At 70.9% G+C, this 23,551-nt stretch carries 19 protein-coding genes; 4 read left to right on the top strand and 15 right to left on the bottom strand.

Features of this window, described 5'->3' with window-relative positions; all coding sequences use genetic code 11:
• Window positions 1-41: 41 nt before the first annotated feature.
• The 3 genes from O7617_RS22485 to O7617_RS22475 all read right to left on the bottom strand — a co-directional run bounded on the left by O7617_RS22485 (window position 42) and on the right by O7617_RS22475 (window position 4,275).
• Entirely contained in the window at window positions 42-1,475 is a 1,434-nt protein-coding gene (locus O7617_RS22485) for a S1 family peptidase (protein ID WP_282257943.1), read from the bottom strand.
• Window positions 1,476-1,695: 220 nt separating this feature from the next.
• The gene (locus O7617_RS22480) at window positions 1,696-2,289 is read right to left on the bottom strand and encodes an NTP transferase domain-containing protein (RefSeq protein ID WP_282257941.1); all 594 of its coding nucleotides are present in this window, start codon (window positions 2,287-2,289) and stop codon (window positions 1,696-1,698) included.
• 276 nt (window positions 2,290-2,565) lie between these two features.
• A complete protein-coding gene (locus tag O7617_RS22475; RefSeq protein ID WP_282264839.1) occupies window positions 2,566-4,275 on the bottom strand; it encodes a bifunctional 3'-5' exonuclease/DNA polymerase in 1,710 nt (569 codons plus the stop codon).
• Between the two features lie 120 nt (window positions 4,276-4,395).
• On the opposite strand from O7617_RS22475, the gene O7617_RS22470 reads away from it, so the two are divergent.
• Entirely contained in the window at window positions 4,396-6,126 is a 1,731-nt protein-coding gene (locus O7617_RS22470) for an ABC transporter ATP-binding protein (protein WP_282264838.1), read from the top strand.
• A gap of 50 nt (window positions 6,127-6,176) precedes the next feature.
• On the top strand, window positions 6,177-7,874 hold the full coding sequence (locus O7617_RS22465) for an ABC transporter ATP-binding protein (protein WP_282264837.1): 1,698 nt from the start codon (window positions 6,177-6,179) through the stop codon (window positions 7,872-7,874).
• A gap of 48 nt (window positions 7,875-7,922) precedes the next feature.
• Here the strand turns inward: O7617_RS22465 and O7617_RS22460 are convergent, their stop codons facing one another.
• From O7617_RS22460 to O7617_RS22440, 5 genes are read right to left on the bottom strand one after another with little or no spacing between them, the layout of a single operon-like run.
• The gene (locus O7617_RS22460; protein WP_348774144.1) at window positions 7,923-8,879 is read right to left on the bottom strand and encodes a carbohydrate ABC transporter permease; all 957 of its coding nucleotides are present in this window, start codon (window positions 8,877-8,879) and stop codon (window positions 7,923-7,925) included.
• Window positions 8,880-8,891: 12 nt separating this feature from the next.
• On the bottom strand, window positions 8,892-9,833 hold the full coding sequence (locus O7617_RS22455) for a sugar ABC transporter permease (protein ID WP_282257940.1): 942 nt from the start codon (window positions 9,831-9,833) through the stop codon (window positions 8,892-8,894).
• A 32-nt stretch (window positions 9,834-9,865) separates the two neighbouring features.
• The gene (gene ngcE / locus O7617_RS22450; protein ID WP_282257939.1) at window positions 9,866-11,278 is read right to left on the bottom strand and encodes an N-acetylglucosamine/diacetylchitobiose ABC transporter substrate-binding protein; all 1,413 of its coding nucleotides are present in this window, start codon (window positions 11,276-11,278) and stop codon (window positions 9,866-9,868) included.
• A gap of 25 nt (window positions 11,279-11,303) precedes the next feature.
• Complete coding sequence (locus O7617_RS22445) at window positions 11,304-12,053, bottom strand: SIS domain-containing protein (protein WP_091403970.1); 750 nt, start codon at window positions 12,051-12,053, stop codon at window positions 11,304-11,306.
• Window positions 12,050-13,003 (bottom strand): MurR/RpiR family transcriptional regulator, encoded by a 954-nt coding sequence (locus O7617_RS22440; protein ID WP_282257938.1) that lies wholly within the window; start codon window positions 13,001-13,003, stop codon window positions 12,050-12,052. Before O7617_RS22440 ends, O7617_RS22445 begins: the two co-directional genes overlap by 4 nt.
• 205 nt (window positions 13,004-13,208) lie before the next feature.
• Here O7617_RS22440 and O7617_RS22435 point away from each other — a divergent pair, with 205 nt between their 5' ends.
• Entirely contained in the window at window positions 13,209-14,195 is a 987-nt protein-coding gene (locus O7617_RS22435) for a BadF/BadG/BcrA/BcrD ATPase family protein (protein WP_282257937.1), read from the top strand.
• A gap of 427 nt (window positions 14,196-14,622) precedes the next feature.
• Here the strand turns inward: O7617_RS22435 and O7617_RS22430 are convergent, their stop codons facing one another.
• From O7617_RS22430 to ngcE (O7617_RS22420), 3 genes are all read right to left on the bottom strand, one after another.
• Entirely contained in the window at window positions 14,623-15,522 is a 900-nt protein-coding gene (locus O7617_RS22430) for a carbohydrate ABC transporter permease (RefSeq protein ID WP_282257936.1), read from the bottom strand.
• The gene (locus tag O7617_RS22425) at window positions 15,519-16,427 is read right to left on the bottom strand and encodes a sugar ABC transporter permease (protein ID WP_282257935.1); all 909 of its coding nucleotides are present in this window, start codon (window positions 16,425-16,427) and stop codon (window positions 15,519-15,521) included. The genes O7617_RS22430 and O7617_RS22425 overlap by 4 nt, the downstream gene beginning before the upstream one ends.
• A gap of 67 nt (window positions 16,428-16,494) precedes the next feature.
• Complete coding sequence (ngcE, locus tag O7617_RS22420) at window positions 16,495-17,910, bottom strand: N-acetylglucosamine/diacetylchitobiose ABC transporter substrate-binding protein (RefSeq protein ID WP_282257934.1); 1,416 nt, start codon at window positions 17,908-17,910, stop codon at window positions 16,495-16,497.
• A gap of 193 nt (window positions 17,911-18,103) precedes the next feature.
• On the opposite strand from ngcE (O7617_RS22420), the gene O7617_RS22415 reads away from it, so the two are divergent.
• On the top strand, window positions 18,104-19,549 hold the full coding sequence (locus O7617_RS22415; RefSeq protein ID WP_282257933.1) for an acyltransferase: 1,446 nt from the start codon (window positions 18,104-18,106) through the stop codon (window positions 19,547-19,549).
• Here the strand turns inward: O7617_RS22415 and O7617_RS22410 are convergent.
• From O7617_RS22410 to O7617_RS22395, 4 genes are all read right to left on the bottom strand, one after another.
• Complete coding sequence (locus tag O7617_RS22410; RefSeq protein WP_282257932.1) at window positions 19,521-20,540, bottom strand: hypothetical protein; 1,020 nt, start codon at window positions 20,538-20,540, stop codon at window positions 19,521-19,523. The genes O7617_RS22415 and O7617_RS22410 overlap by 29 nt on opposite strands.
• Window positions 20,541-20,566: 26 nt before the next feature.
• A complete protein-coding gene (locus tag O7617_RS22405; RefSeq protein WP_282257931.1) occupies window positions 20,567-21,433 on the bottom strand; it encodes a hypothetical protein in 867 nt (288 codons plus the stop codon).
• 87 nt (window positions 21,434-21,520) lie between these two features.
• Window positions 21,521-22,486 (bottom strand): hypothetical protein, encoded by a 966-nt coding sequence (locus O7617_RS22400; RefSeq protein ID WP_282257930.1) that lies wholly within the window; start codon window positions 22,484-22,486, stop codon window positions 21,521-21,523.
• Entirely contained in the window at window positions 22,483-23,466 is a 984-nt protein-coding gene (locus O7617_RS22395) for a hypothetical protein (protein ID WP_282257929.1), read from the bottom strand. The genes O7617_RS22400 and O7617_RS22395 overlap by 4 nt, the downstream gene beginning before the upstream one ends.
• Window positions 23,467-23,551 lie beyond the last annotated feature (85 nt).

Raw genomic sequence — 23,551 nt, 5'->3', positions numbered from 1 at the left:
TCCAGCCCGTCGATCGTCAACGGCTCACCGGCCGCTCGTCATCACGAGGCAGCGGTCGGTAGTCCAGCGAGGTAGCGGGCCGGAAGCACGGTGAGCGGCGCGTCCGCGTACCCGCTCGCGACAATCTCGTCCCACGAGTGGAAGTACTTCTTGGCGCCACCGACGATCAGGTAGACGTCTCCCTGCGGGTTGGTCACCATCGTGCCGTCACGGGGAACGTCGGAAACACCAGCCAGGTGCCGAGTGGGCAGAACAGTTCGGGGCCCGCCGTAACCGGTGTCGGTCACCTCCTGCGGGTGGCTGAACCAGATCTTCGCCCCACCGGCGAACACGTAGACGTTGCCCTGCGGGTCGGACACCAGGGTGCCGTCCCGCGGAGTGGTGGGAACGGTGTCGAGGTAGCGGGTGGGCACCATCGTCGGCGACACCCCGCCGTAACCGGTGTCGGCAATCTCCTGCGGAGTGCTGAACCAGATCCTCGCACCGCCCGCAATCACGTAGATGCCATGCTGCGGAGCAGACACCACGGTGCCGTTGCGCGGGGCGCTCGGCAGCAGCCCGAACGTGCCGTTCGGCACGTCGGTCCAGGTGGTGGCGTAGCCGGTGGCCCTGATCTCGGCGATGTTGTCGAACCAGATGGGCGATCCCCCGGCGATGACGGAGATCGCGCCGGCCGCTTCGCGGTAGAGCGAGCCGTCGGCGATCGGGAAGTCGACGATGCTCCTCCGGACCCAGTCGGCGAGATCGTCGACACGGATCTCGACGGCGCCCTGCCGGGTCTGGGTCTCACCGATGCAGCCGGCCTGCCATGACGAACCGTTGATCGCCACCAACTGAGGACCGGATTCGAGCTCCCGGAAGGCCGGCCCCCCGCCGTCGCCCTTGCAGACGGTCGCGTTCGCCGGATTACGGCCCTTGATGTCGAAGGTCGTCGCCGTCTGGTCGGCCCACCATCCCACAGTGAACTGAGCCGTGTGCATCCGGTCGGGCGCCCACTCGGTCGCGGTCCGGCCGTAGCCCGCGACGCGGAGCACCTGCCCGTATCGCGGCTCGGCCGAGGCGAGCCTGATCGGCGTGATGCCATCGGTCGGAATCACCAGCCGGGCGAGCACCACGTTTCGATCCGGATGGGGCACCAGCCTGTCGACGGCGGAAACCGTACCGGCGGACGTGCTCAGGCTCGCGCGGCCGACGGTCGCCGTGGTGGACCGTGGCGGTGGCCCCGCGGTCACACCGGACGATCCGAAGCAGCTCTTTGCGGTGATCACCCATTGCGGCGCGACCAGCGCCCCGGAACAGCTGGTGCCATCCGCCTGGCCTGGATTTCCGATGGTCAGTTTGGCGACGAAACGGTATGTGCCGTCAGCGGCTGTGACGCCGACAGCCGACTGCGCCGGCAGCCCTGACGACGTCAAACCCGCCGCCACCAGGACGAGCGAAAGACCCGCCCGCCAACCGACTTTGACAAATCTCATGCATCGCCTCTCTGGCACGAACCCGGATCGGCTGTCTGAGGACAGCCACGCGCGCACAGGCAAGCGACAACGGCGATGTCACATCAACCCCCGTGGAAGCGAGACCGCGCAGCCTCAGGCTAGTGGGCGGCAGCTCCCGACACCAGATCGAATTGGCGGAACGCGATTTCGACCGGTCCAGGGGGAAAGCGTCGTTTGATCAGTCGAGCGAGACTCGCACCTAGACCCCCACGCGCTGCGGCGGGACGGTGAGCCCGTACAGCTCCATCAGTTCCGGCGTGTCGACCCGGCTGCCGTCGGCCACCGAGTCGCAGGCGATGTCGACGATCTGGTCCTTGTGCGCCAACAGGTACGGCCGCGCGCCGACGTCGGCGCTGGCCAGCGTGGCGATGCCGGGCCAGTGGCGGCGACCGAAGAGCATCGGGTACCCGCGCAACCCGTCGTAGGTGGCACAGACCAGCACGTCCGGGTACGGCAACGCGGCCACCCGGCTGACCGCCGCGGCGGTCAGACCCGGCATGTCGACCGGGACCACCACCACCGCCTCGATCCCCTCGTCGTCCATGGCGGCCAGGCCGGCCCGGATGGACGAGCCGACTCCGGTGCCCCACGCCTTGTTGATGACGACGGTGGCCCTGCTCAGGTCGGCGGCCTCCTGGACCTGTTCCGCGGCGGCGCCCAGCACGACCACGATCTGCTCGCAGCCCGCCTCGGTCATCGTGTCGATCATCTGATTGACCAGGGGCTTGTCCCCTTGGCACAGCAGTGCCTCCGGACCACCGATCCGTCGTCCCCCACCCGCTGCGATGATCATTCCTGCGATCCGGTTCAGCTGCGCCCCCTCAAGCATGGGAGCGACCGCTACCGATCCGCCCCCTCCTACGGACACTGCAACGAGGACGGCCAGCGGGGGGTGGCGGGGCGAAAAGGAGAAATAGCACAACCGTTACGCATCGGAGCACCTGCGACGGTGGGCGGGCGGCTTGATCGACTCCAGGTCGCCGATATGGCGGTATCCGGGCGGCAGATTGCCACCACATCGCCGAAGTGGAGTCGATCAAAGCGTCCGCGGGAGGGTCGGCGCCGGCGGTCAGGCCGCGTCGGCGTAGCAGTCGACGACCGACAGGTCCAGCGGAAACCGCACCGGCGTCGCACCGAAGAGCAGCGCCGAGGCCCGCTCGCCGGACCGCGTGACGGCGTCGGCGACCGCCGCCGCCTGCTCGGCGGGAGCGTGCACGATGACCTCGTCGTGCTGGAAGAAGACCAGCTCGGCGTCGGTGCCGGACAACTCCGTCCGCAGCGTGGCCAGCAACGTGGAGGCCCACTCGGCGGCGGTGGCCTGGATGACGAAGTTGCGGGTGAAACGACCCCGGGACCGGGCGGCACGAGCCCGTGGGCTCTGCGGATCGGCCGCCCCCTCCGGGTCGGCTGACGCGTCGTCGAGATCGCCGAACCCGGCCGAGCCGGGCGGACACGTCCGCCCCAGCCACGATCGCACCAGCCCACCGGTCTCACCGGTGCGCGCCGCCGCCTCGACGTAGCCGAACGCGGTCGGGTAACTGCGCTTCAGCACCGCCAGGGCGGGCACCGCGGCACCTCCGGTCTGCCCGTACATCGCGCCGAGCAGGGCCACCTTGGCCTTCGCCCGGTCGCCACCGAACGAATCCCGGGCCAACGCGGCGTAGAGGTCGCCGGCCCCACCGGCCGCCGCCAGCCGCGCGTCGCCGGAGACCGCTGCCAGCACCCGGGGCTCCAACTGGCCGGCGTCGGCGACCACCAGCCGCCAGCCCGGATCGGCCACCACCGCCCGGCGGATCACTTTCGGGATCTGCAACGCGCCACCGCCCCGGGTGGCCCACCGGCCGGAGACGACCCCGCCCGGCACGTACTCCGGTTGGAACCGGCCTCCCTGCACCCACTGCTCACGCCAGGCCCAGCCGTGCGCCGTCCAGATCCGGTAGAGCTCCTTGTATTCCAGCACCAGCGGCACCGCCGGATGGTCGACACCGCGCAGCACCCAGGCCCGGGTGTTGGGCAGCTCCACCCCGGCCCGGGCGAACGCCTTCAGCAGCTCCGCCGGGGAGTCGGCGTGCAGGTGGCGTACGCCGAGGGCGTCGGCGATCCGGGCGGCCAACTCGGCGAGGCGGCGTGGCGGGCCACCGACCGGAGACGGGTCACCCAGCAGCTCGTGCAGGATCTCGTCGTGCACGTCGGCCCGCCAGGGCAGCCCGGCGACGCCCATCTCCACCGCGATCAACGCACCGGCGGACTCGGCGGCCACCAGCAACCGGAACCGGCCCGGGTGCTCGGCCCTGCCGACGCGGGCGAGCTGGTCGGCGTACACCTGGGTCAGTGCCTCGATGCCCGGCCCCGGCGGGCCCGGCATCGTGTCGAAGAGCGCGCCCTGGCCGTGCCCGGGTGGCGCGGGGGCGCGCGGCGGCGGGTCGGGCGGCACCGCCGCGCCGGTCAGCCGGGCCCAGGCGGCGGCCAGCGAACGGGGCTCGCCCCAGCGGCCCGCGTGACCGAGCAGCAACGCCTCGGTCAACTCCACGTCGTGGCACCTGTCGACCCGGACGCCGGCGCGCAGCAACGCCGGGTAGACCGACGCGGAGCCGGACCAGACCCAGCGCGGGTGCCCGGCGGCCTCCCGCGCGGCGACGGCGGCCGCCAGATCGGTGACGACCTCGGTCGGGCCGGCCGGGCGACCGGCGGGGTCGAGCGGACGGAGCACTCCGCCGCCCCGCTCATCAGCCACCACCGCTACCAGCACGAACGTGATTCTGCCTCTCCCCTGCGACAGGAACGGAGGCGCACCTCACGCGTTTCGGGTCGGTGGGGTGTCGGGCCCGGTCGGTAGCGTGAGCTGGTGCCTCCGCAGATCCCGCACCCCGATCCAGGCACTCCCGACACCCGCGGCCCGATGCGATACCTGTGGTGGCTCACCCGCCGCCAACCCTGGCGGGTGCTTCGTGGCAGCCTGCTCGGCACGGCCTGGATGGTCGGGCTCTCGGCCCGGCCCTACCTGATCGCCCGCGCCGTGGACGACGGTCTGCGCGCCCGCGACACCCGGGCGCTGGTGTTCTGGGTCGCGGCGATCGTCGTCGCGGGGGTTGCTCTGTCGTTCCTCGGCACCATGCGGCACCGCACGATGACCTTCATCCGGGAGGACGCCAAGGCCCGCTCCGCCGAGGTCCTGCTGCGCCACCTGTCCCGGATCGGCGCGGTGCTCCCCCGCCGGGTCGCCTCCGGCGAGGTGTCCACCATCGGCGGCTCCGACATCGACTGGACGGCGCAGGTGCTGACGCTGACCGGGCCGGGCGTCGGAGCGGTGGTCGCCTTCGGGGTCATCGCCGTGGTGCTCTGGTCGATCTCGCCGATGCTCGCGCTCTGCGTCCTGGTCGGGGTGCCGGCGGTCGGGCTGGTCGTCGGGCCGCTGCTGCGCCGCCTCGAACAGGCGGAGTCGGTCTACCGCCGCCAGCAGGGCGCACTCACCGCCCGGTCCGGGGACATCGTGGCCGGGCTGCGGGTGCTCGCCGGGGTGGGCGGTCGGGGCCTGTTCGCCGGCCGGTACGCGGCCCGGTCCCAGGAGCTGCGCGTCGAGGGCTACCGGGTGGGCGCGGTCATCAGCTGGATCGACGCGGCGACGGTGGCCATCCCCGGGCTGTTCCTGGCGGCGGTGGTGTGGCTGACGGCTCGGATGGCGGTGACGGGTGACGTCTCGATCGGGGAGCTGGTCGCCGTCTACGGCTACGTGGCGACCCTGATCGTGCCGGTCTGGTTCCTGTTGGAGGGCAGTCACCAGCTGATCCGGGGGCGGGTCGCCGCCCGACGGATCACCGGCCTGCTCACGGTGGCCCCGGACGACGTCGGCGGCCCGGGCCGTCGGTGGTCGGGCTCGGTGCCCGAGGCACGCCGGCCGGAAGCCCTGGCGGCGCCGGTCGGCCCGGCCGACCTGCACGACCCGGTGACCGGGTTGACCGTCCGCGCCGGCCGGCTGACCGGAGTGGCGGCCGACGACCCGGCGGCGGCCGTGGCACTGGCCGACCGGCTCGGCCGGTACGTCGTCAGTGACACCACCTGGGGTGGGGTGCCGCTGGCCGGGGTCGCCCTGGACGAGGTCCGCTCCCGGGTCCTGGTCGCCGACCACGACTCGTACCTCTTCGCCGGGACACTGCGCGACATCCTGCGCGGCGGGGCCGAGGACGGTGACGACCGGGTCGGGGCGGCGGTGCGGACCGCCTCCGCCGAGGACGTGGTCGATGCCCTGCCGGCCGGGCTGGACACCCCGATCGACTCCCGGGCCCGGACCCTCTCCGGCGGTCAGCGGCAACGGGTCCGCCTGGCGCGTGCCCTCCGCACCGAACCGGAGGTGCTGATCCTCGTCGACCCGACGTCGGCGGTGGACGCGCACACCGAGGCGCGGATCGCCGAACGGTTGCGGGTCGCGCGGGCCGGGCGGACGACGGTGTTGATCGCCACGTCACCGCTGTTGCTCGGCCGGGCCGACCTGGTCGCGCACCTGAGCGGCGGCCGGATCACCGCCACCGGCAGCCACGCCGACCTGCTGGACTCCGACGCCGACTACCGGCACCTGGTGGCCCGGGGCAGCGACGAGCCCGAACCCGTCGACACCGAGGAGGCGTACCGGTGAGCCGGCTTCCGGTGGCCGACCGCGGCACGGTACGCCGGGCGTTACGGGACATGATCAGCCGGCACCGGCGTGCGGTCGGGGTCGTGCTGGCGCTGCACGGCGCCGCCGCGGTCGCCGGGCTCGCCCCACCGTGGCTGCTGGGCACCATCGTCGACCGGGTCACCGCGGGCGCGGGGGTGGCCACCGTGGACCGGCTGGCGCTGGCCATCGCCGGCTGCGTCGTGGTCAGCGCGCTGCTCTCCCGGTACGCGCAGTACGCCGGTCACCGCTTCGGTGAGCGCGCCGTCGCGGAGCTGCGCGAGGAGTTCGTCTCCCGGACTCTCGGGCTGCCGGTCTCGGTGGTGGAGCGCGCCGGCTCGGGGGATCTGGCCACCCGCAGCTCGGTCGACGTGGCGACGGTCGGGACCACCGTCCGGGACGTGGTGCCCACCATCGTCATCGCCTCGGTGCAGTTGATGCTGCTGTTCGGCGCGGTCTTCCTGCTGCATCCGCTGCTCGGGCTGGCCGCGCTGGCCGGGCTCCCGTCGATCGTGGCGGTGACCCGCTGGTACCTGCGCCGGGCCGGCTCCGCGTACCTCACCGAGGGTGCGGCGGCAGCCGAGTTGACCGAGACGCTCACCACGACCGCCGAGGGTGCCCGCACGGTGGAGGCGCTGCGGCTCACCGACGACCGGATCCGGCACGGCACCGACCGGATCAGCCGGGTGTGGCAGGCCCGGCGGGCCACCCTCGCCCTGCGTACGGTGTTCTTCTCGGTCGTCGAGGCCAGCTACCCGCTGCCGATCGCGCTGGTGCTGCTCGTCGGCGGTTACCTGCTCTCCCGGGACGTGGTGTCGCTCGGCGCGGTGGTCGCCGCCGCGCTCTACCTGCAACAGGCGATCGACCCGTTGGACCGGCTGTTGCAGTGGACGGAGCAGGCGCAGCGGGGCTTCGCGTCGTACGCGCGGGTGCTCGGGGTCGGCCTGGTCCCGGCGGAGCCGCCGGGCCGGACGGCCACGTCGCGGGGTGAACGGCTCGTCGTGCGCGGGGCGCGGTTCTCCTACTCCGGCGGGCCGGACGTGCTGCACGGCATCGACCTGGAGGTGCAGCCCGGCGAGCGGCTGGCCGTCGTCGGCCCGTCGGGGGCCGGCAAGTCCACCCTGGCCCGGCTGCTGGCCGGGATCGACGCGCCCCGACAGGGCGTGGTCAGCATCGGTGGCTGCCCGGTCACCGACCTCGACCCGGCCGAGCGTCGCCGCCGGATCGCCCTGGTCACCCAGGAGCACCACGTCTTCATCGGCTCGGTACGGGACAATCTGGCGTTCGCCGCGCCGGACGCCTCGGACGAGCAGATGCGGGCGGCGCTCGGCACCGTGGGCGCCGACTGGTTCGCCGATTTGCCGGAGGGTCTGGACGCCACGCTCGGCGACGGCGCGCGCCAGCTCGGCGCGGCGGAGGCCCAGCAACTCGCGCTGGCTCGGCTGGTGCTGGCCGACCCGCACACGCTGATCCTCGACGAGGCGACCGCCGCGCTCGATCCGACCACGGCCCGTCGTACCGAGCGGGCACTCGCCGCCGTGCTGGTCGGGCGGACCGTCATCGCGATCGCGCACCGGCTCAACACCGCGCACGACGCCGACCGGGTGGCCGTGCTGGCGGACGGCCGGATCACCGAGATCGGCAGTCACGACGACCTGGTCGCGGCCGGCGGGGCGTACGCCGACCTGTGGCGCTCCTGGCACACCCCGGCCGACGAGCACCGAAGATGACGTCAGGGGCCCCTCGCCGGTGAGGGGCCCCTGACGCGCGGTCGGTGGTTACTTGCCGACGCCCGCGGTGAGGCCGGACTGCACCTGCCGCTGGAAGATGATGTAGACCACGAGCACCGGAAGCATCGCCATGGTCACCCCGGCGAACAGGCCGGACCAGTCGGACTTGTAGCCCTGGTTGACCGACAGCTCGATCAGGCCCTGGGCGATCACCTGGTTCTTCGGCTCCCCGGCGACCGACTGCATGAGCAGGGTCGGCAGGTACCACTGGTTCCACTGACCCAGCACGTTGAAGATGCCGATGCTGATCAGACCGGGCTTCGACATCGGCAGCATGACGCTGAAGAAGAGTCGGCTGTGCGATGCGCCGTCGACCATGGCCGCCTCGGCGATGGTGTTGGGCAGCGTCCGGAAGAACGAGTGCATGAAGAAGACGGTGAACGACAGCGACCAGGCCACGTAGACCAGGATCAGCATGAGGTGCTTGTTCGGGCCCAGCAGCGGGAAGTGGACGCTGGTGTTGTAGACGCCCTTGAACAGCGGCACCGCGGCCAGGTAGATCGGCAGGGTCAGGCCGGAGAGGAACACGTAGTAGATCAGCCGGTTGCCCCGGAACTCGTAGCGGGCCAGCGCGTACGCGGCCATCGAGCCCAGCAGCATGGTCAGGGTGACGCTGCCGGCCAACACCAGCACGGTGTTGAGGAAGAACGACCCGAGGTGCCCCGCGCCCCAGGCTCGGCTGAAGTTGTCCCAGTTGAGCTTGGCCGGGATCAGGGACAGCGGTTGACGGATGACCTCCGAGTCGGTTTTGAGCGCCGACATCACCACCCACAGCAGCGGGTAGATCACCATCACGGCCCACACCAGCAGGAAGAGGTGGGAGAAGCCGTTGAAGAACTTGCCGCCGATCCCGTCCGAGGTGGACCTGCCGCCCTTCCCACCGTCGGGTGCGGTGTCCGGGCTCTGGTCGGGCCGGGTCAGACCATCGTGCGTCGCGGTGCTCATCGTCCAGCCTCCTCAGTACTCGATACGGTCGCGACGGGTGATCCTGAGCTGCGCCGCGGCGAGCAGGATCGTGAAGATCGCCAGGGCGACACCCATCGCGCAGGCGTAACCGAACTGGCCCTTCTGGAACGCGGTGAAGTTGAGCACCGACGCGAAGATCTCACTGGCGTGGTTCGGGCCGCCCTGGCTGGGCGTCATGACGAAGACCAGGGCGTACATGTCCAGTGCGATGAAGCCCAGGTAGACCCAGGCGACCGAGACGGTATCCCGCAGCAGGGGCAGCGTGATCTTGAAGAAGGTGTGGAACCGGCTGGCCCCGTCGAGGAGGGCCGCCTCGTAGATGTCCTTCGGGATGGACTGCATCGCCGCCGAGAAGAGCACCATGTAGAAGCCGGCGCCGCTCCAGACCGCGATCAGCAGCAACCACCAGAGCACCGCCGGCACGCCGAGGAAGGGCTCCGGGTCGGCGGTGAAGGCGATCGGGTTGTCCGCGTCGACCAGACCGATCTTGATCAACAGGCCGTTGATCAGGCCCTGGCCGTCGCTGCGGTAGATCTGCTGCCACATGACGGCGATGACCACCAGCGACAGCACCTGCGGGAAGAAGAAGATGATTTTGTAGACCCCGGAGCCGAACACCCCTCGGATGCCGGCCCTGTCCTCGCGTCCGCCCACATTGAGCAGGAACGCGAGGAACAGGGCCAGCGCGATGGTGAACAGCGGCACGGTGATCAGGAAGAAGACGTTGTGCCAGAAGGCCTTCCTGATCAACTCATCCGACAACAGCCGGACGTAGTTGTCCAGACCGACGAAGTTCTGGGTGTCCGAGTAACCACCCCAGTCGGTCAACGAGTATCCCGCCGCCTGCACGAAGGGCCACACCACGTAGAAGAGGTACAGCGCAAGCGGCAAGGCCAGGAAACCCGTGACGAAACGCGCAACACCGTGCCGCATGGTCACTCACTTCTCTAGCTGATCAGGGCCTGTCAGGCGGTACGGGTCTGCTTCTTGACGGAGGAGTCCTTCGCGACCTTGTCCGCGGCCGCCTGCATCTTGTCGACGAACTGCTGCGCGGTGAGACGCCCCGCCATCAGCTCCTCGGACAGGTTCTGGCTCTCCTTGTCCAGGTCGGCGTAGAAGTCCGGGAACTTGACCGAGATCAGGTCCGTGCTGCCGCTCTTCATCAGCGTGTTGGCCGAGGCCAGCGCGGTGTCCTGGACGTTGTCGCCGGAGCCCTTGGTCGAGGCGAGCGACTTGGTCAGCTCCGCGAACTTCGCCGAGCCGGCCTTGGAGAGGATGGCCCGCAGGAACTCCTTCGCGGCCGCCTTGTTCGGCGCCTTGCTCGGCACCACGAAGCCCTCGCCGGACGAGGCGAAGACATCCTTGGCGGCCTTGTCACCCGGCTTGGACCAGTAGTCCGACAGGGTCATCTCGAAGCCCGGCGGGATGGTCGCCGACATCTCGTTCTTCAGCCAGGTGCCGACCTGGATGAAGGCGGCCTTGCCGTCGAGCCAGGCCTGCTGCGACTGGGTGTGGTCGAGCTTGCCCGGCAGCAGCAGCTTGTCCTTGACCAGCTTCTCCCACGGCTCCAGCGCCGCGACGATGCCGTCGGCCTTCCAGGCGTTGTCCTTCAGGTTGTCGATGTCGATGATCGGCTGCTTGCCGACGGCCTTCCAGATGCTGGCGAAGAGCGCCCAGCGCGGGTAGTAACCGTGGGCGGCGTCGTGCACGTACGGCGCCATGCCCTTGGCCTTGATCTTCGGCGCGAGGGCGAAGAAGTCGTCCCAGGTCGTCGGCGCCTGCCAGCCCTCACGCTTGAACAGGGCCGCGTTGTACCAGTTGCCCCAGACCGTGTAGGCCACGTTCACCACGTAGAACTTGCCGTTCTGGGTGCCGTCGGTGACCGTGCCCGGCAGCAGCGTGTCGGCGACCGTGCCCTCGCTGTCCCACGCGGGGGCGGTGAGCAGGTCGTCGAGCGGCTCGATCGCACCCTCGTTGATCAGCGTGCTGCGATCCATGATGTCCGCGCCCGAGTTCATCACCAGGTCGCTCGGCTGGGTCGCCATCTTCGGCTGTTCTTCGGTCTTGATCTTCTGGGTGGAGCTCATGTTGACGGTGATGTTCGGGTGCTTGGCGTTGAAGAGGACCTTGTCCTCCTTGGCCCACTGGTCGCCCAGACCGCCGTTGAAGACGACCACCTTGACGGCACTGCCGTCCTTGACGCCGAACGGGTTGTCCTTGCTCTTCGCGGCACCGCTGTCCTCGGACTTGGACGGCTCGCTGCCGGCACAGGCACTCAACAGGCCCGCCGCCGGAACGGCGAGCAGACCGGCCGCCGCGGCGCGCTGCAGCAGGGTCCGACGGTTCAGGTCACCGATGTTCTCGGGGGTATCCGACATCTTCGACTCTCCTTGTGGTGTCGGGTCAGGCGGTTCGCCGGAGACGCCCGGCGTACCGCGACTCGAGGGCGAGGTTGTGCTCGTCCCCGCCGGGGACGTTGGCGGAGAGGTAGATAGGGGGTACCTCCCCGGCCTGGTGGAACCGTCGTACGACCTCAGCGGTCAACAGCTGCGCCAGCAGCGCCGTGGTGACCGAGGAGACCGCACAGACCGCGCCGCCGCCCTCGAGCGGCAGCAGTGCATCGCCGTACGGCGCGCCGTTGTCCAGCACGACGTCGGCGAGGTCGGCGAGCCGATGCCCGGACGGGTGCCGTGGGGCGACCCGCGCGGTGTGCTCGACCGAGGTGACCGCGATCAACGGGTGACCGCGCTCGGTGACCAGCGCCGCAAGCTCGACCACCGAGCCGTTGATGCCGGATTGGGACGCCACCACGAACACGTCCCGCGGCTGGGGAGCCGCGAGCGCGTAGATCTGGTGGGCGATGGAGGGGTCGCGTTCCAGCTTGGGATCGGCGAGTACGTCACGCGGGGCGTCACCGTGCATCACCAGGTCCCGTACCGACAGCCGGTTGGTGGGGACCAAGCCGCCGGCCCGGGCCACCAACTCGGCGGCGAACGCCTCGGAGTGCCCGGCCCCGAACGCCTGGAGCACGCCACCGTCGCGCAGGCTGTCGGCGATCAGGTCGGCGGCCCGGGTGATCCCGTCGGCCTCCGAGTCGAGCAGGCGGTCGAGCACCGGGCGGACCGCGTCCGCGTACCCCTGGGCGCTGATCATGAGAGGCTTCCCTTCGCTGCCTTGTGCCCGTCGACGGCCTGCGCGGTACGCCGGAAGGCCGCGTGCGCGCGGTCGTGCGTCCGTTGGGCGACGGCGATGTAGAGCAGGTCGAGCACGACGAGCTGCGGGTGCCGGGCGGAGAGTGCGTCCGGTCGGAACGTCGTCGCCTGGCTGGCGGTGAGCAGCACGATGTCGGCCAGCTCGGCCAAGGGTGAGCGGGGGAAACCGGTGAGCGCGAGCGTGGTGGCGCCCCGGCTGCCCGCCTCGGCGAGCATCTCGATCGTCTCCCGGGTCTGCCCGGTGTGCGAGATGCCGAGCGCCACGTCCCCGGAGCGCAGCAACGCGGCGCTGGCCAGGCCCTCGTGCACGTCGTTCCACGCCCACGCGGCCACGCCGATGCGGTGCAGGCTGAACTGCATCTCCTCGCCGACCAGCGCGCTGCCGCTGGCACCGAAGATGTTCACCCGGTTGGCGCCCGCGATGGCCACCGCGGCCCGCTCCACCTCGGCGAGGTCGAGCAGGGTGGCCGTGTCGTGCATGGCGCGGGTGTCGGCGGCCATGATCTGGTCGAGCACCCGGGCGAGCGGGTCACTCGGCTGGATCTCGCGTCCGATGTCGACGGTCCAGCCGGCCGAGCGGGCCCGACCGGTCTCGGAGGCGATGCCCAACCGCAGGTCGGCGTACCCTTCGAAGCCCATCGCCCGGCAGAAGCGGGTGATGGTCGCCGGTGAGGTCCCGCTGCGCTCGGCCAGTTCCACGATCGTGGACCGGGCGGCGGCCTCCGGGTCGCTGAGCACGTGCTCGGCGACCCGGCGGAGCGCGCCGGTCAGCTCGCCGAGCCCGTTGCGGACGCGGGCCAGCACCCCGCCGGAGGTGGAACTCCGTCGGTCGACCACGTCGGCGTCGACCACCGCGGTCCCCGCGGCGGTGTCCACCTCGTGATCAACCATGGGTCGCCTCACCTTTCCGAAAAGACTGTTAACTGTTAGTGGTAAAAGTTCTTACTGAAGGCCCCTCCGTGTCAAGACTGTGGGCGAAGTTTTCAAACTGTTACCTGGCGCACGGCCCGTCGCGCCCGCCAGACCTTGCCCTCCACGACGGCGCCGACCAGCATGAACAGACCCGATCGCCGTCCAGCGCAAGGAGACCGTGCCGATGTCCGACACCGTCGTGGTCGGCCTCGACGTCGGCGGTACGTCCACCCGGGCGACCGCCCTGACCCTCACCGGCCGACGCGTCGGCAGCGGTCGCGCCGGCGGCGGCAACCCGACCAGCCACGGCGCGGAACGCGCCGCCGTCGAACTGCTGACCGCGCTCCGCGCCGCACTCGTCGACCTCGACCCGGCCCGGGTGGTCGCCGGCACCATCGGGCTGGCCGGAGCGGGCCGACTGCTCGCCGACCCCGCCGGACGAGCCGCCTTCGACCGGGCCTGGCGCGACGCCGGTCTGCGCTGCCCGTACGCAGTGCACGGCGACGCCCTGGTCGCCTACGCCTCCGGCACCGCCGCCCCGGACGGAACCGTCCTCATCGCCGGCACCGGGGCGATCACCGCGCAGGTCAGCGACCTGCGCCTCGACCGGATCGCCGACGGTCACGGCTGGCTGCTCGGCGACGCGGGGTCCGGCTTCTGGCTCGGCCGCGAGGCGGTCCGCCGACTGCTCGCCGACCTGGATTCCGGCCACACCCTCGGCCCGCTGACCACCGCGGCGCTCACCGAACTGCTCGGCAGCGCGGAGGTGGCCGCCCGACCCCGGACCACTGTGGACGCCGCCATCCAGGCCGTGACCCAGCGAGCCCCCGTCGACCTGGCCCGGCTCGCACCGCTCGTCGTCGACGCCGCCACCAACGGCGACCCGGTGGCCACCACACTGATCACCGAGGCCGCCGCGCACCTGGCCGACAGCGTGGGCCGCATCCGCCCGGCCGGCGCGGTGACACCTGTCGTGCTCGGCGGCGGACTGCTCACCGCGGACACCCCGCTGGCCACCGCCGTCCGGGTGGAGATCGCCCGACAGTGGCCGGACGCCCCCCTGCGCACCGCCGGTGACGGGGCGGTCGCCGCAGCCTGGCTGGCCGCCCGCGAACTCCCCGAGGTCACCGACCCGGGCGCCCTACACGCCCACCTCTTCCCGACCACCTGACCGCCCACCCCACGCCCGCCCGCCGGGCCAAGCCAGGCCGGGCCAGGCCGCACCAGCACAGACATCGCCGGGCCGGAGCGGGTTGGACCAGGCGCGTCGGATCGGAGCGGGGCGGGAGGCGCGGTGGGCGAACCGGTGCGCACTCCCGATCAAGATCGTGCTCGAACCACGCCGGCCCGCCGCCGCACGCCCAAGATCCGCGCACTTTCGGTGAAACTGCTGCCTCGACCCGGCATGAGGCAGCAGTTTCACCGAAGTTGCGCGGATCTTGGGCACGGGACGCGCGGGCACGGAACGCGCGGGCACGGAACGCGCGGGCACGGAACGCGCGGGCACGGAACGCGCGGGCACGAGTCGCGAGGGGCGCGGGCGAGGGGGCAGGGGCGGCGGACGGTGGGTGGGCGGCGGGCGGGGCGGGAACGGACCCCTACTTGAGCTGCCCTGCGGTGAGGCCCGCCTGCACCTGGCGCTGGAATGCCACATAGACCGCGAGGACCGGCAGCACCGCGATGCTCAGCCCGGCGAAGAGCCGCGCGTAGTCGCCCGCGTAGCCCTGGCTCACCGACAGCGCGAAGAGCCCCTGCGCCAGCATCCACTTGGAGTCGTCGCCCTGCATGAGTACCTGCGGCAGCAGGAACTGGTTCCAGTGGCTGAGGAAGTTGAAGATCGCGACACTGATCAATCCCGGACGCGCCATCGGCAGCATCACCCGGAAGAAGAGCCGGAAGTGCCCGCAGCCGTCGACCATCGCGGCTTCGGCCACCGTGGTCGGCAGGGTCCGGAAGAACGCGGTCAGGAAGAACACCGTGAACGGCAGCGAATAGGCCGCGTACACCAGGATCAGCCCTTTCCAGGTGCCGAAGAGGCCGGCGTTGCGGACCACGAAGAAGAGCGGCACCAGGGCGAGGAAGACCGGGAACATCAGGCCGCCGACGAACAGGTAGTAGACGACCTGGCGGCCGCGGAACTCGTAGCGGGCGAAGACGTACGCGGCGGTCGCGCCCATCAGCATGGTGAGGGCGACCGAGCCGCTGACCACCACCAGGCTGTTGAGGAAGTACCGGCCGATGTGTGCTCCGGTCCAGGCCCGCGCCCAGTTGTCCAGGTGCAACGTCGCCGGGAGCCCCCAGGGGTCGGCCAGGATCTCACCGTTCGTCTTGAACGAGCTGACGAACATCCACACCAGCGGGAGTACGGTGAGCAGGCCCCAGAGCAGCAGGAAGCCGTGCGAGAGGGTGTTGCCGAAGCCGAGTTCCCGGCGCACCGGACGGTCCCGACCGACGGTCGGCGCGGGCACGGGTGTGGTGGGCTGATCAAGAGTGGTCACGAGTACTCGATCCGATCGCGCCGGCCGACCCGCAGCGACAGCACCGCCACCGTGAGGGTCAGGAAGAACATCACCACGCCGATCGCCGAGGCGTAGCCGAACTTGGTCTCGCTGCCGAAGGCGGTGTCGTACATCCGTACGCCGATCACGTCGGTGGAGAAGTTCGGGCCTCCGTTGGTCATCAACTGCACGAGGATGAACCCGTCCAGGGCGAAGATGGCCAGATAGACCCAGGCGACCTGGATGGTGTCCCAGAGCAGCGGCAGCGTGACCCGGCGCAGTGTGGTGAACCGGGACGCGCCGTCGAGCAGCACCGCCTCGTAGATCTCCTTCGGCACCGCCGACATCGCGGCCCCGAACAGCACCACGTAGAAGCCGACGTTGCTCCAGACCATCACCGCCAGGACGCACCAGAACGCGGTCGCCGGGTCACCGAGCCAGGTCGGCGCGGGCAGCCCCACCGCGCGCACGAGCCCGCTGAGCAGCCCCTGGTTGGGGTGGTACACCTCCTTCCACAGCAGCGCGATGATCACCACGGAGAGCACCTGTGGGAAGAAGTACACGGTGCGGTAGAGCGCCCCGCCGCGTACCCCGGTCACGCCGGCGCGGCCCTTGCGGCCGCCGAGGGCGAGCATGCTGGCGAAGAAGAGCCCGAGCACGATGGTCAGCACCGGCACCAGGCCCAGCAGGATCGCGTTGTTCTTCAGCGCGTTCCACACGTAGCCGTCGTGCCACAGCGTCCTGAAGTTCGCCAGCCCGACCGGGTTGGCCTCGGCGGAGTAGCCGAGCCAGTCGGTGGTGGAGATCTGGAACGCCTGCAGGTACGGCGAGACGACGAAGAACACGTACAGCAGCACCGGTGGCACCAGGAACACGACGATCAGCGGCCACTTGCCATGTCTCACGAGGAGGACCTCTCCGTTGGGGTACGGCCGGTGGGGTGGACCTCTCCCCCACCGGCCGGTCGGGCTGTCAGGCCGCTCGCTTGTACTTCTTGATCGAGCTGTCCTGGGCGATCGAGTCGGCGCCCTTCTGACACTGGTCGAGGAACTGCGCGGGGCTCGTCCGGCCGCTGAAGAACTCGCCGCACGCGGCGTCGACGAGGTTGCGCTCCAACTTGCGGTAGTAGTTGTTGTAGACCCAGTTGAAGCCGTTGGCGCCGGACGCGTCGAGGGCCTTGACCACGCTGTTCAGCCCGTACGGCAGCTCGACGCCCTCGGTGGCACCGGCGACCACGGTGAGGCTGGCGACCTTCTTCGTGAAGTCCTGGGCGCCCTTCTTGGAGAGCATGGTCCGGAAGTACTCCAGGCCACCGGCGAGGTTGCGGGCCTTGGCGGGCACCATGAACGGTTCACCGGCGGTGCCCCGGATCGCCTCGAACGGCAGCTTGTCACCGCTGCCCAGGCTCGGCGTCGGCGCGATGGTCATGTTGAAACCGGCCGGGGTGACGTCCTTCTGCTCGCTTTCCAACCAGGAGCCGCAGGAGATGAACGCGGCCTTGCCCTGGCACCAGGCGGTCTGCGACTGCTTGTGATCCAAACCGGACGAGCCGTCCAGGATGTACCGGTCCTTGACGATCTGGTACCAGGCGTCCGCGGCGGCCCGCATCGACTCGGACCTCCAGGCGTTCGGTTCCAGGTTGTCGATGGCTGTCGCCACCGACGGGCCGCCGAGCTTGATCGCGGTGGCGATCACCGGCCAGCTCATGTAGCGCGGGTGCAGACCGGCATACGTCCACGGGGCGACGCCCGCGGCCTTGATCTCCTTGCACAGCGCGATGTGCTGGTCCCAGGTCTTCGCGTACTCCCAGGAGCGGTCGGTGAACAGCTTGTTGGAGTACCAGATGCCGTAGGCGGTGTAGGTGTAGTTGAGGACCAGGAACTTACCGTCGTACGAGCCGACCTCGACTGCGCCGGGCAGCAGCGTGTCCCGGACCGTCTTGCCGGGGACGTCGAGGCTCGGCGCGGCGAGCAGCTCACCGAGGTCGGCCACCGCGTTCTGGCTGACCAGGCCGTTGAAGTCGATCTGGCTCGCGCCCGAGTTGTTGACCACGTCCGGCGGGGTGCCGTCGACGAAGCGGGGCTGGAGGGTCTTGCTGATCTCCTGCGTGGCGGTGTGCTTGACCTTCGCCTTCGGGTACTTCGCGGTGTACATGGCCTCGTGGGCCTTGGCGTACTCCTCACCGAACCCGCCGCCGAAGATCACCACTTCGAGTGGGGCGTCCTCCTTCACGCCGAGGGGGTTCTCGGCGCTCTTGGTGCCCTGATAGGTGTCGGCGCCGTTCTTGTCACCGCCGCCGCTGGTGGCGCAGCCGGTCAGTAGCGCGGCGGCGGGGGTGGCCAGCACGCCGGCGGCGGCGGTACGCCGCAGGATGTCACGCCTGTTCATCGGTTCTCCTCGGGTCGGGTCGGGCGGGCCGCCGGTGTTCAGGGGGAGGCGACCGCCACGCGAGGCGCGTTGGTTCTCTTCAGTTCATGCTCTGTTGCTGAAGAATTTCTACGACAGCCGGGCCCGGACTTCAAGTCCTGACGGTCGAACCGTTATCGCCACCAGCGACCGTCGCGTCGCCTAACCTGGGGCGATGCGCCGCCTGCGCCAGCTAGCCGAGCGCACCCCGGCCGACCGGGAGCGGTACGTCGACCTGCTCCGCGCACTCGCCATCACGATGGTCATTATCGGACACTGGGTCGTCACGGTCATCGAGCGTGACGCCGACGGACGGGTCACCGCGCACTCCGCGCTCGGTGATCTGCGCTGGGCGTACCCGCTGACCTGGCTGGTGCAGGTGATGCCCCTCTTCTTCCTGGTCGGGGGCTACGCCAACGCGGCCTCGCTGACCCGGTTGCGGGCGCGCGGTGGCGACGCCGCCGACTGGCTGCTCGACCGCAGCGCCCGACTGGTCCGCCCCACCAGCACGCTGCTGCTGGTGCTCACCGCCGCAGCGGCGGTCGCCTGGCTGCGCGGCGCCGACCCGACCCGGACCCGCGAGGTGTTCTGGTTCGCCACCATCCCACTCTGGTTCCTGGTCGCCTACCTGGTGGTGGTCACGCTCACCCCACCGATGTACGCGCTGCACCGCCGCTTCGGCCTGACGGTCCCACTGGTGCTGGTCGCCCTGGTCGGCCTCGGCGACCTCGGCCGGCTGACCGGTCCGGAAGGACTGAGCTACGGCAACTACCTCTTCGGCTGGCTGGCCGTCCACCAGCTCGGCTTCGCCTGGCACGACACCCACGCCGCACCGCCGCCCGACGGCCGGACCGCGCCACCGCCCGCCGCCGGGCCGACCGCCCCACCAGCCGCGACGGCCGACGCCGCGCCGAAACCCGAACGCCCGACGGTACGCCGACGACGGCTGCCCACCTCCCGCCGAGCCGGCCTGGCCTTCCTGACCGTCGGGCTGGGTACGGTGCTGCTGCTCACCGTGCTCGGTCCGTGGCCGGTGGCCATGCTCAAGGTGCCCGACGAACGGCTCGACAACGCGGCACCGCCCAGCCTCGCGCTGCTGGCCGTCGCCGCCGGCCAACTGGGCGTGATCCTGCTGCTCCGCGGCCCGGCGGAACGGCTGCTGCGCCGCACCGGCCCCTGGCAGGTGGTGATCGGTGTCAACCTGGTGGTGCTGACCGTCTTCCTCTGGCACCTGACCGCCGCGGTCCTGCTGATCGGATTGCTCGACGCGACCGGAACGTTGCCCACCCCGGCGGTCGACTCGGCCGGTTGGTGGGCGTGGCGGGTGCCGTGGCTGCTGCTGCTCACCGCCGTCCTGGCGGTGCTGGTCGCCGTCTTCGGACCGGTCGAGGCACGCAGTGGCCGACACCGCACCGCTCGTCGGGCAGGTCGGGGCACACCCGCCCAGGCGGCGGCGACCGTCGCCGGCTACGCCGCCGTGGTGGCCGCGCTGCTGGTCAACAGCACGACACCGCAGCACGCCCCGGAGCCGCTCGGCACACCGGTCGGGGTGTTGCTGGCATACGCGGCCGGAGCGGGTGCGCTGCGACTGCTCAGGTCCGGGTTCGGAACCCGACGTTGACACCGCCCGGCCGGGGGCGAGGAAGGCATCGGCGACGTGTCCCCGGCAGCCTCGCCCCGCGTACCCCGTCGGGGGTCCGGTGTCCCGGGCGGGGGCGCGGCGGCAGGTGCAGCGCGGCGGCGACCACCGCGAAGGCCGCCCAACCGGCACCCAGCGCCACGAGCGGGGAGACGTCCTGGAGGTAGTGATACGCGGTGAGGAACCCGACGAGCGCGAGGCTGTTGCGGGCGAAGTGTCGACTGAACTCGACCAACTGACGGCGGGCCTCGACCGCGACAAGCACACCCGAGTAGGGGAAGGTCACCACCATGCCGCGCAGCACGGCACCGAGGAGCGTGGTGAGGACCGCCCCGACGAAGATCACCACTAGCTTGAGCAGCGCCGGCAGCCCGTGGCGTCGGGCATCGGCGGTGGCCGGTGCGTCAGCGGCGGCCGGTGCGTCAGCGGCGGCCGGTGCGTCAGCGGCGGCCGGTGCGTCAGCGGCGGCCGGTGCGTCAGCGGCGGCCGGTGCGTCAGCGGCGGCCGGTGCGTCAGCGGGGGCGGCGGCCGGTGCGTCAGCGGGGGCGGCGGCCGGTGCGTCAGCGGGGGCGGCGGCCGGTGCGTCAGCGGGGGCGGTCCGCGCGCGGGCGCGACGGTGGAGCAGCAGCATCGTCGCCGCCCAGAGCACGAGCGTGCCGGCGAGGGCGGCCTCGAACGGGATGCCGACGGCCAGCAGGCCGGCGCTGAGCGCGACGTAGACGACGATCCCCGCGCCGTCGGCGAGCAGGATCGGCCAGCGCAGCCCCCGGTGGGTGACCGCGACGGTGACGAAGAAGAGGTTGAGCCCGAGCACACCGAGCAGTTGCGCGCCCTCCACCCGGTGGCCGCTGCTGACCAGGGCGAGCGTCATCGGCAACGGCAGGCTGTAGACCAGCGCTCGGAGCCGGACGGAGCGGATCAGGCTGACCGCCCAGACCACTGCCGTCAGCAGCAGGACCCCACTCCACGTCATCGCGTCCGCCCTCGCCCCGGGTGCCGTCAGTCCTGGAAGGTCGCGGCGCTCGCGCAGAGGTCGAACACGCGGGTGAGCCGGGCGACGTCCGCCCGGTTGACGGAGAACTGGTTCTCGCCGATCTCACCGTGGGCGGTCATCCGGGCCTCCCAACAGCTCGACAGGTCCCACAGCGTCAGGTTGACGTGCAGGTGGGGGCTGACCACACCGAGGGGCAGGAGACCCACCCGGGCTCCGGCCGCGCGCTGCTTCTCCACCAGAGCGGACAGCTCGTCGGTCAGGTTCGCGTAGACGAAGACCCGGGTGACCTGGACACCGCGTCGCAGGGCCTCCACGTTGGCCTCCCAGTAGCGCTGCCCGATCTCACTGCGCCACCAGCTCAACTCACCACTCACCCGGGGCATCACGTTGGTCAGGCCGTCCAACCGGTGCTGGCAGGTGCGGGTGGCACCGGCCAGGTCCTCGTCCTCGTCGCCCCGCCGGATGATCCGGCCGTACGCGAGTTGTTCGGCCTCCGCCCGGAACTGCTCGTAGCGCCGCTGCGCCTCCACCGCCACCCGGGTCCCCGCGTGCTGCTCGGTCGCGTCCCGGATGGCCCCGGCCAACTCCGTCGTGGTGTGCGCGAGCCAGGGCGGACCGTCCAGCAGGGTACGCAGGTGAAACCGGCGCTCCGCGCGGGCCAGCGAGTCCACCAACAGCGAGATGGTGATACCCATCAGGCCGGCCAGCAGCGACTCCACGCCGGAGGCGGCGTTGCTGAGGTCGAGCGCGATGCTGAGGGTGATCGACAGTGTGATGCCGACCAGGGCCACCGGGTCGGTGTGCGCCACCAGGCGGAGGAACCCGCCGGAGGTGCCGCCTCGTCGGCGTGGACGGGCCACGTCACGGGTCATCGAAGTCCCCCAATCAGCCGCTGCGACCAGCGTAAACACCGGCTACAACCGCCCCTGACACCGCGACGGGGGACCGTGTGCGGCGGATCAGGTGAGCGCGTGGTGCAGCGCCCGCATCGACCGGATGGCCGACCGGACCTCCTGCAGAATCGCGAAGGTCTCCGCCGGTTGAACCCACCGGTCCGTGAAATTGGCGAAGCCGACCGTCTCCACGCCGCAGCCGTACCCGAGGCCCAGGATCCGGACCGCGTCACAGTGCTGAAACGGAACGAAGATGTCGGTGGTGACCAGCAGCAACCGCGCGCCGGCTGGTGCCTGCCCGGTCAACTCCGCCCAGCCGATCAGTGTGTCCGCGGTATTGGCCCGCTCACCGGGTCGGCTCGACGGTGCGGCGAGGACGTGCAGCGGAGGCTGTGTCCCCGGGTAGGACCTGATCCACCACGGCTCGCCGGTCGTGGTCCTGCCGATCCGCTGATCGGCGCGCGGCGGCGAGTCGAAGACGTGCCGCAACGCCTCGTCGACCGCATCGCCCTCGGTCACACACTCGCCCAGCCCGAGTTGACGGGCCAGGTCGTTCTGGTCGTGCAGGAGGCGTAGGCTGCCGAGCCCGGTGACCGAGCCGGCACCGACACCGCTGCGCAGGATCGTGGCTGCCAGATGGGCGCGGGCCATCATCGTGCGTACGCCACCGCCGAGCACCAGCACATGGTCGTACCGCCGCCCCGACGGCGTGGACCGGTCGGCCAGCCCCAGCGCCCCGGCCGCCGACCGGATCCGGGCGTCGGCCGCCGGGTCGAAGCGCTCCCCCACCGCCTCGTGGCGTTCGAGGTTTCCCGCGCGGTAGTCCCAACGCTCAGCCGAGATCTTCTCCAGCGCCGCCAGCCGATCGCCGAGCGGGGCGTCCGGCAGCGGCCCGTAGCGGAACTCCCGCAGCAGGGCGGTCATCGCCGGCGAGTCGACCCAGGAGGCGATGGCCCGAGCCAGTTCGGCGCGGTTGTCACCGCCCGCGACGGTGGTCGGCAGTGGCACCGGGGGAAGCGCAACGGCCGTCACGCGGTCAGGCTCCCGGCGAGCGCGTGGTGCAACCGCCGCATCGACAGGATCCCGGACCGGATCTCCTGCAGGTACCGGTCGGGGCCGGTGGCCCCGGACGCCATCGGAACGCTGGCCCGCGCCGGGTCGAACCCGACGGTGTCGATACCACAGCCGTATCGCATCGCCAGTATCCGGATCGCGTCGTTGTGCTGAAACGGCACGTAGATCGAGGAGGTGACGACGAGGATGCGGTCGGTCGGCTGAAGGCTGGACCGCCGGGCCCAGAAGTCGTACGTGTCCGGTGTGTTGGCCCGCCGCTGCGCAGGCTCGCTCGACGGCGCCGCCAGCACATGCACCTCCGGGCAACCGGCGGCACGGTACGTGCGCACCTGCCAGGACTCGTGCGTCACGGCGCCGCCGGACGACTCGGTGAGCGCAGGCTCCGCGAGCCCGAACCCCAGCCGTACGCCGACGTCCATCGCGTCCACCTCGTAGCGGCTGTCGGCAAGGCCGGGTAACGACGTCTCCGCCTCGGTCAACTGGCGAAAACTGCCGAGCGCCGACACCGCACCGACCGCGACCGCGGCGTCCCGAACAAGGCGGGCGGCGTACTCGGTTCGTTGTAGACAGGCCCGCCCGAGGCCACCCAGGATCAGCAGGTGGTCGTACGTCGATCGCGGTGGCCGATCGGCGTCGACCAGACGTAGCGCCGTCGCGGCCGCCTGGATGAGTTCGGCCTGAGCGGGAGTGAAGCTGGGTGCCTTCACCTGGTCACGCTCGACGTTGCCGTGCTTGCGGAAGTCCCAGTGCTCGTCGGAGAAGGCGTCCAGCCACGTCAGCAGATCACCGACCGTCGCCGACGGGAGAGTGCCACCGTACTCGCCGACGAGAGCACGCATCGGTGCCGAGGAGATCCAGCCGTGAATCTCGGCGGCTACCGCCTCCGGGCGGAAGTTCGGCTCACAGGTCGGCAGGGCAACAGCGGGAAAGCTGGCCATGCGTCTCCTTCACAGGGATCACGACGCGGGCGGAAGTGGTGACGACGTCCCGTATACGCATGCTAGACGAGAGTGACGTCGGTCG

This window comes from Micromonospora sp. WMMD1155 (assembly GCF_029581275.1).
Classification (GTDB): domain Bacteria; phylum Actinomycetota; class Actinomycetes; order Mycobacteriales; family Micromonosporaceae; genus Micromonospora.
The sequence above is the reverse complement of the archived record's forward strand: the minus strand, read 5'-3'. Positions and strand labels throughout refer to the sequence as shown.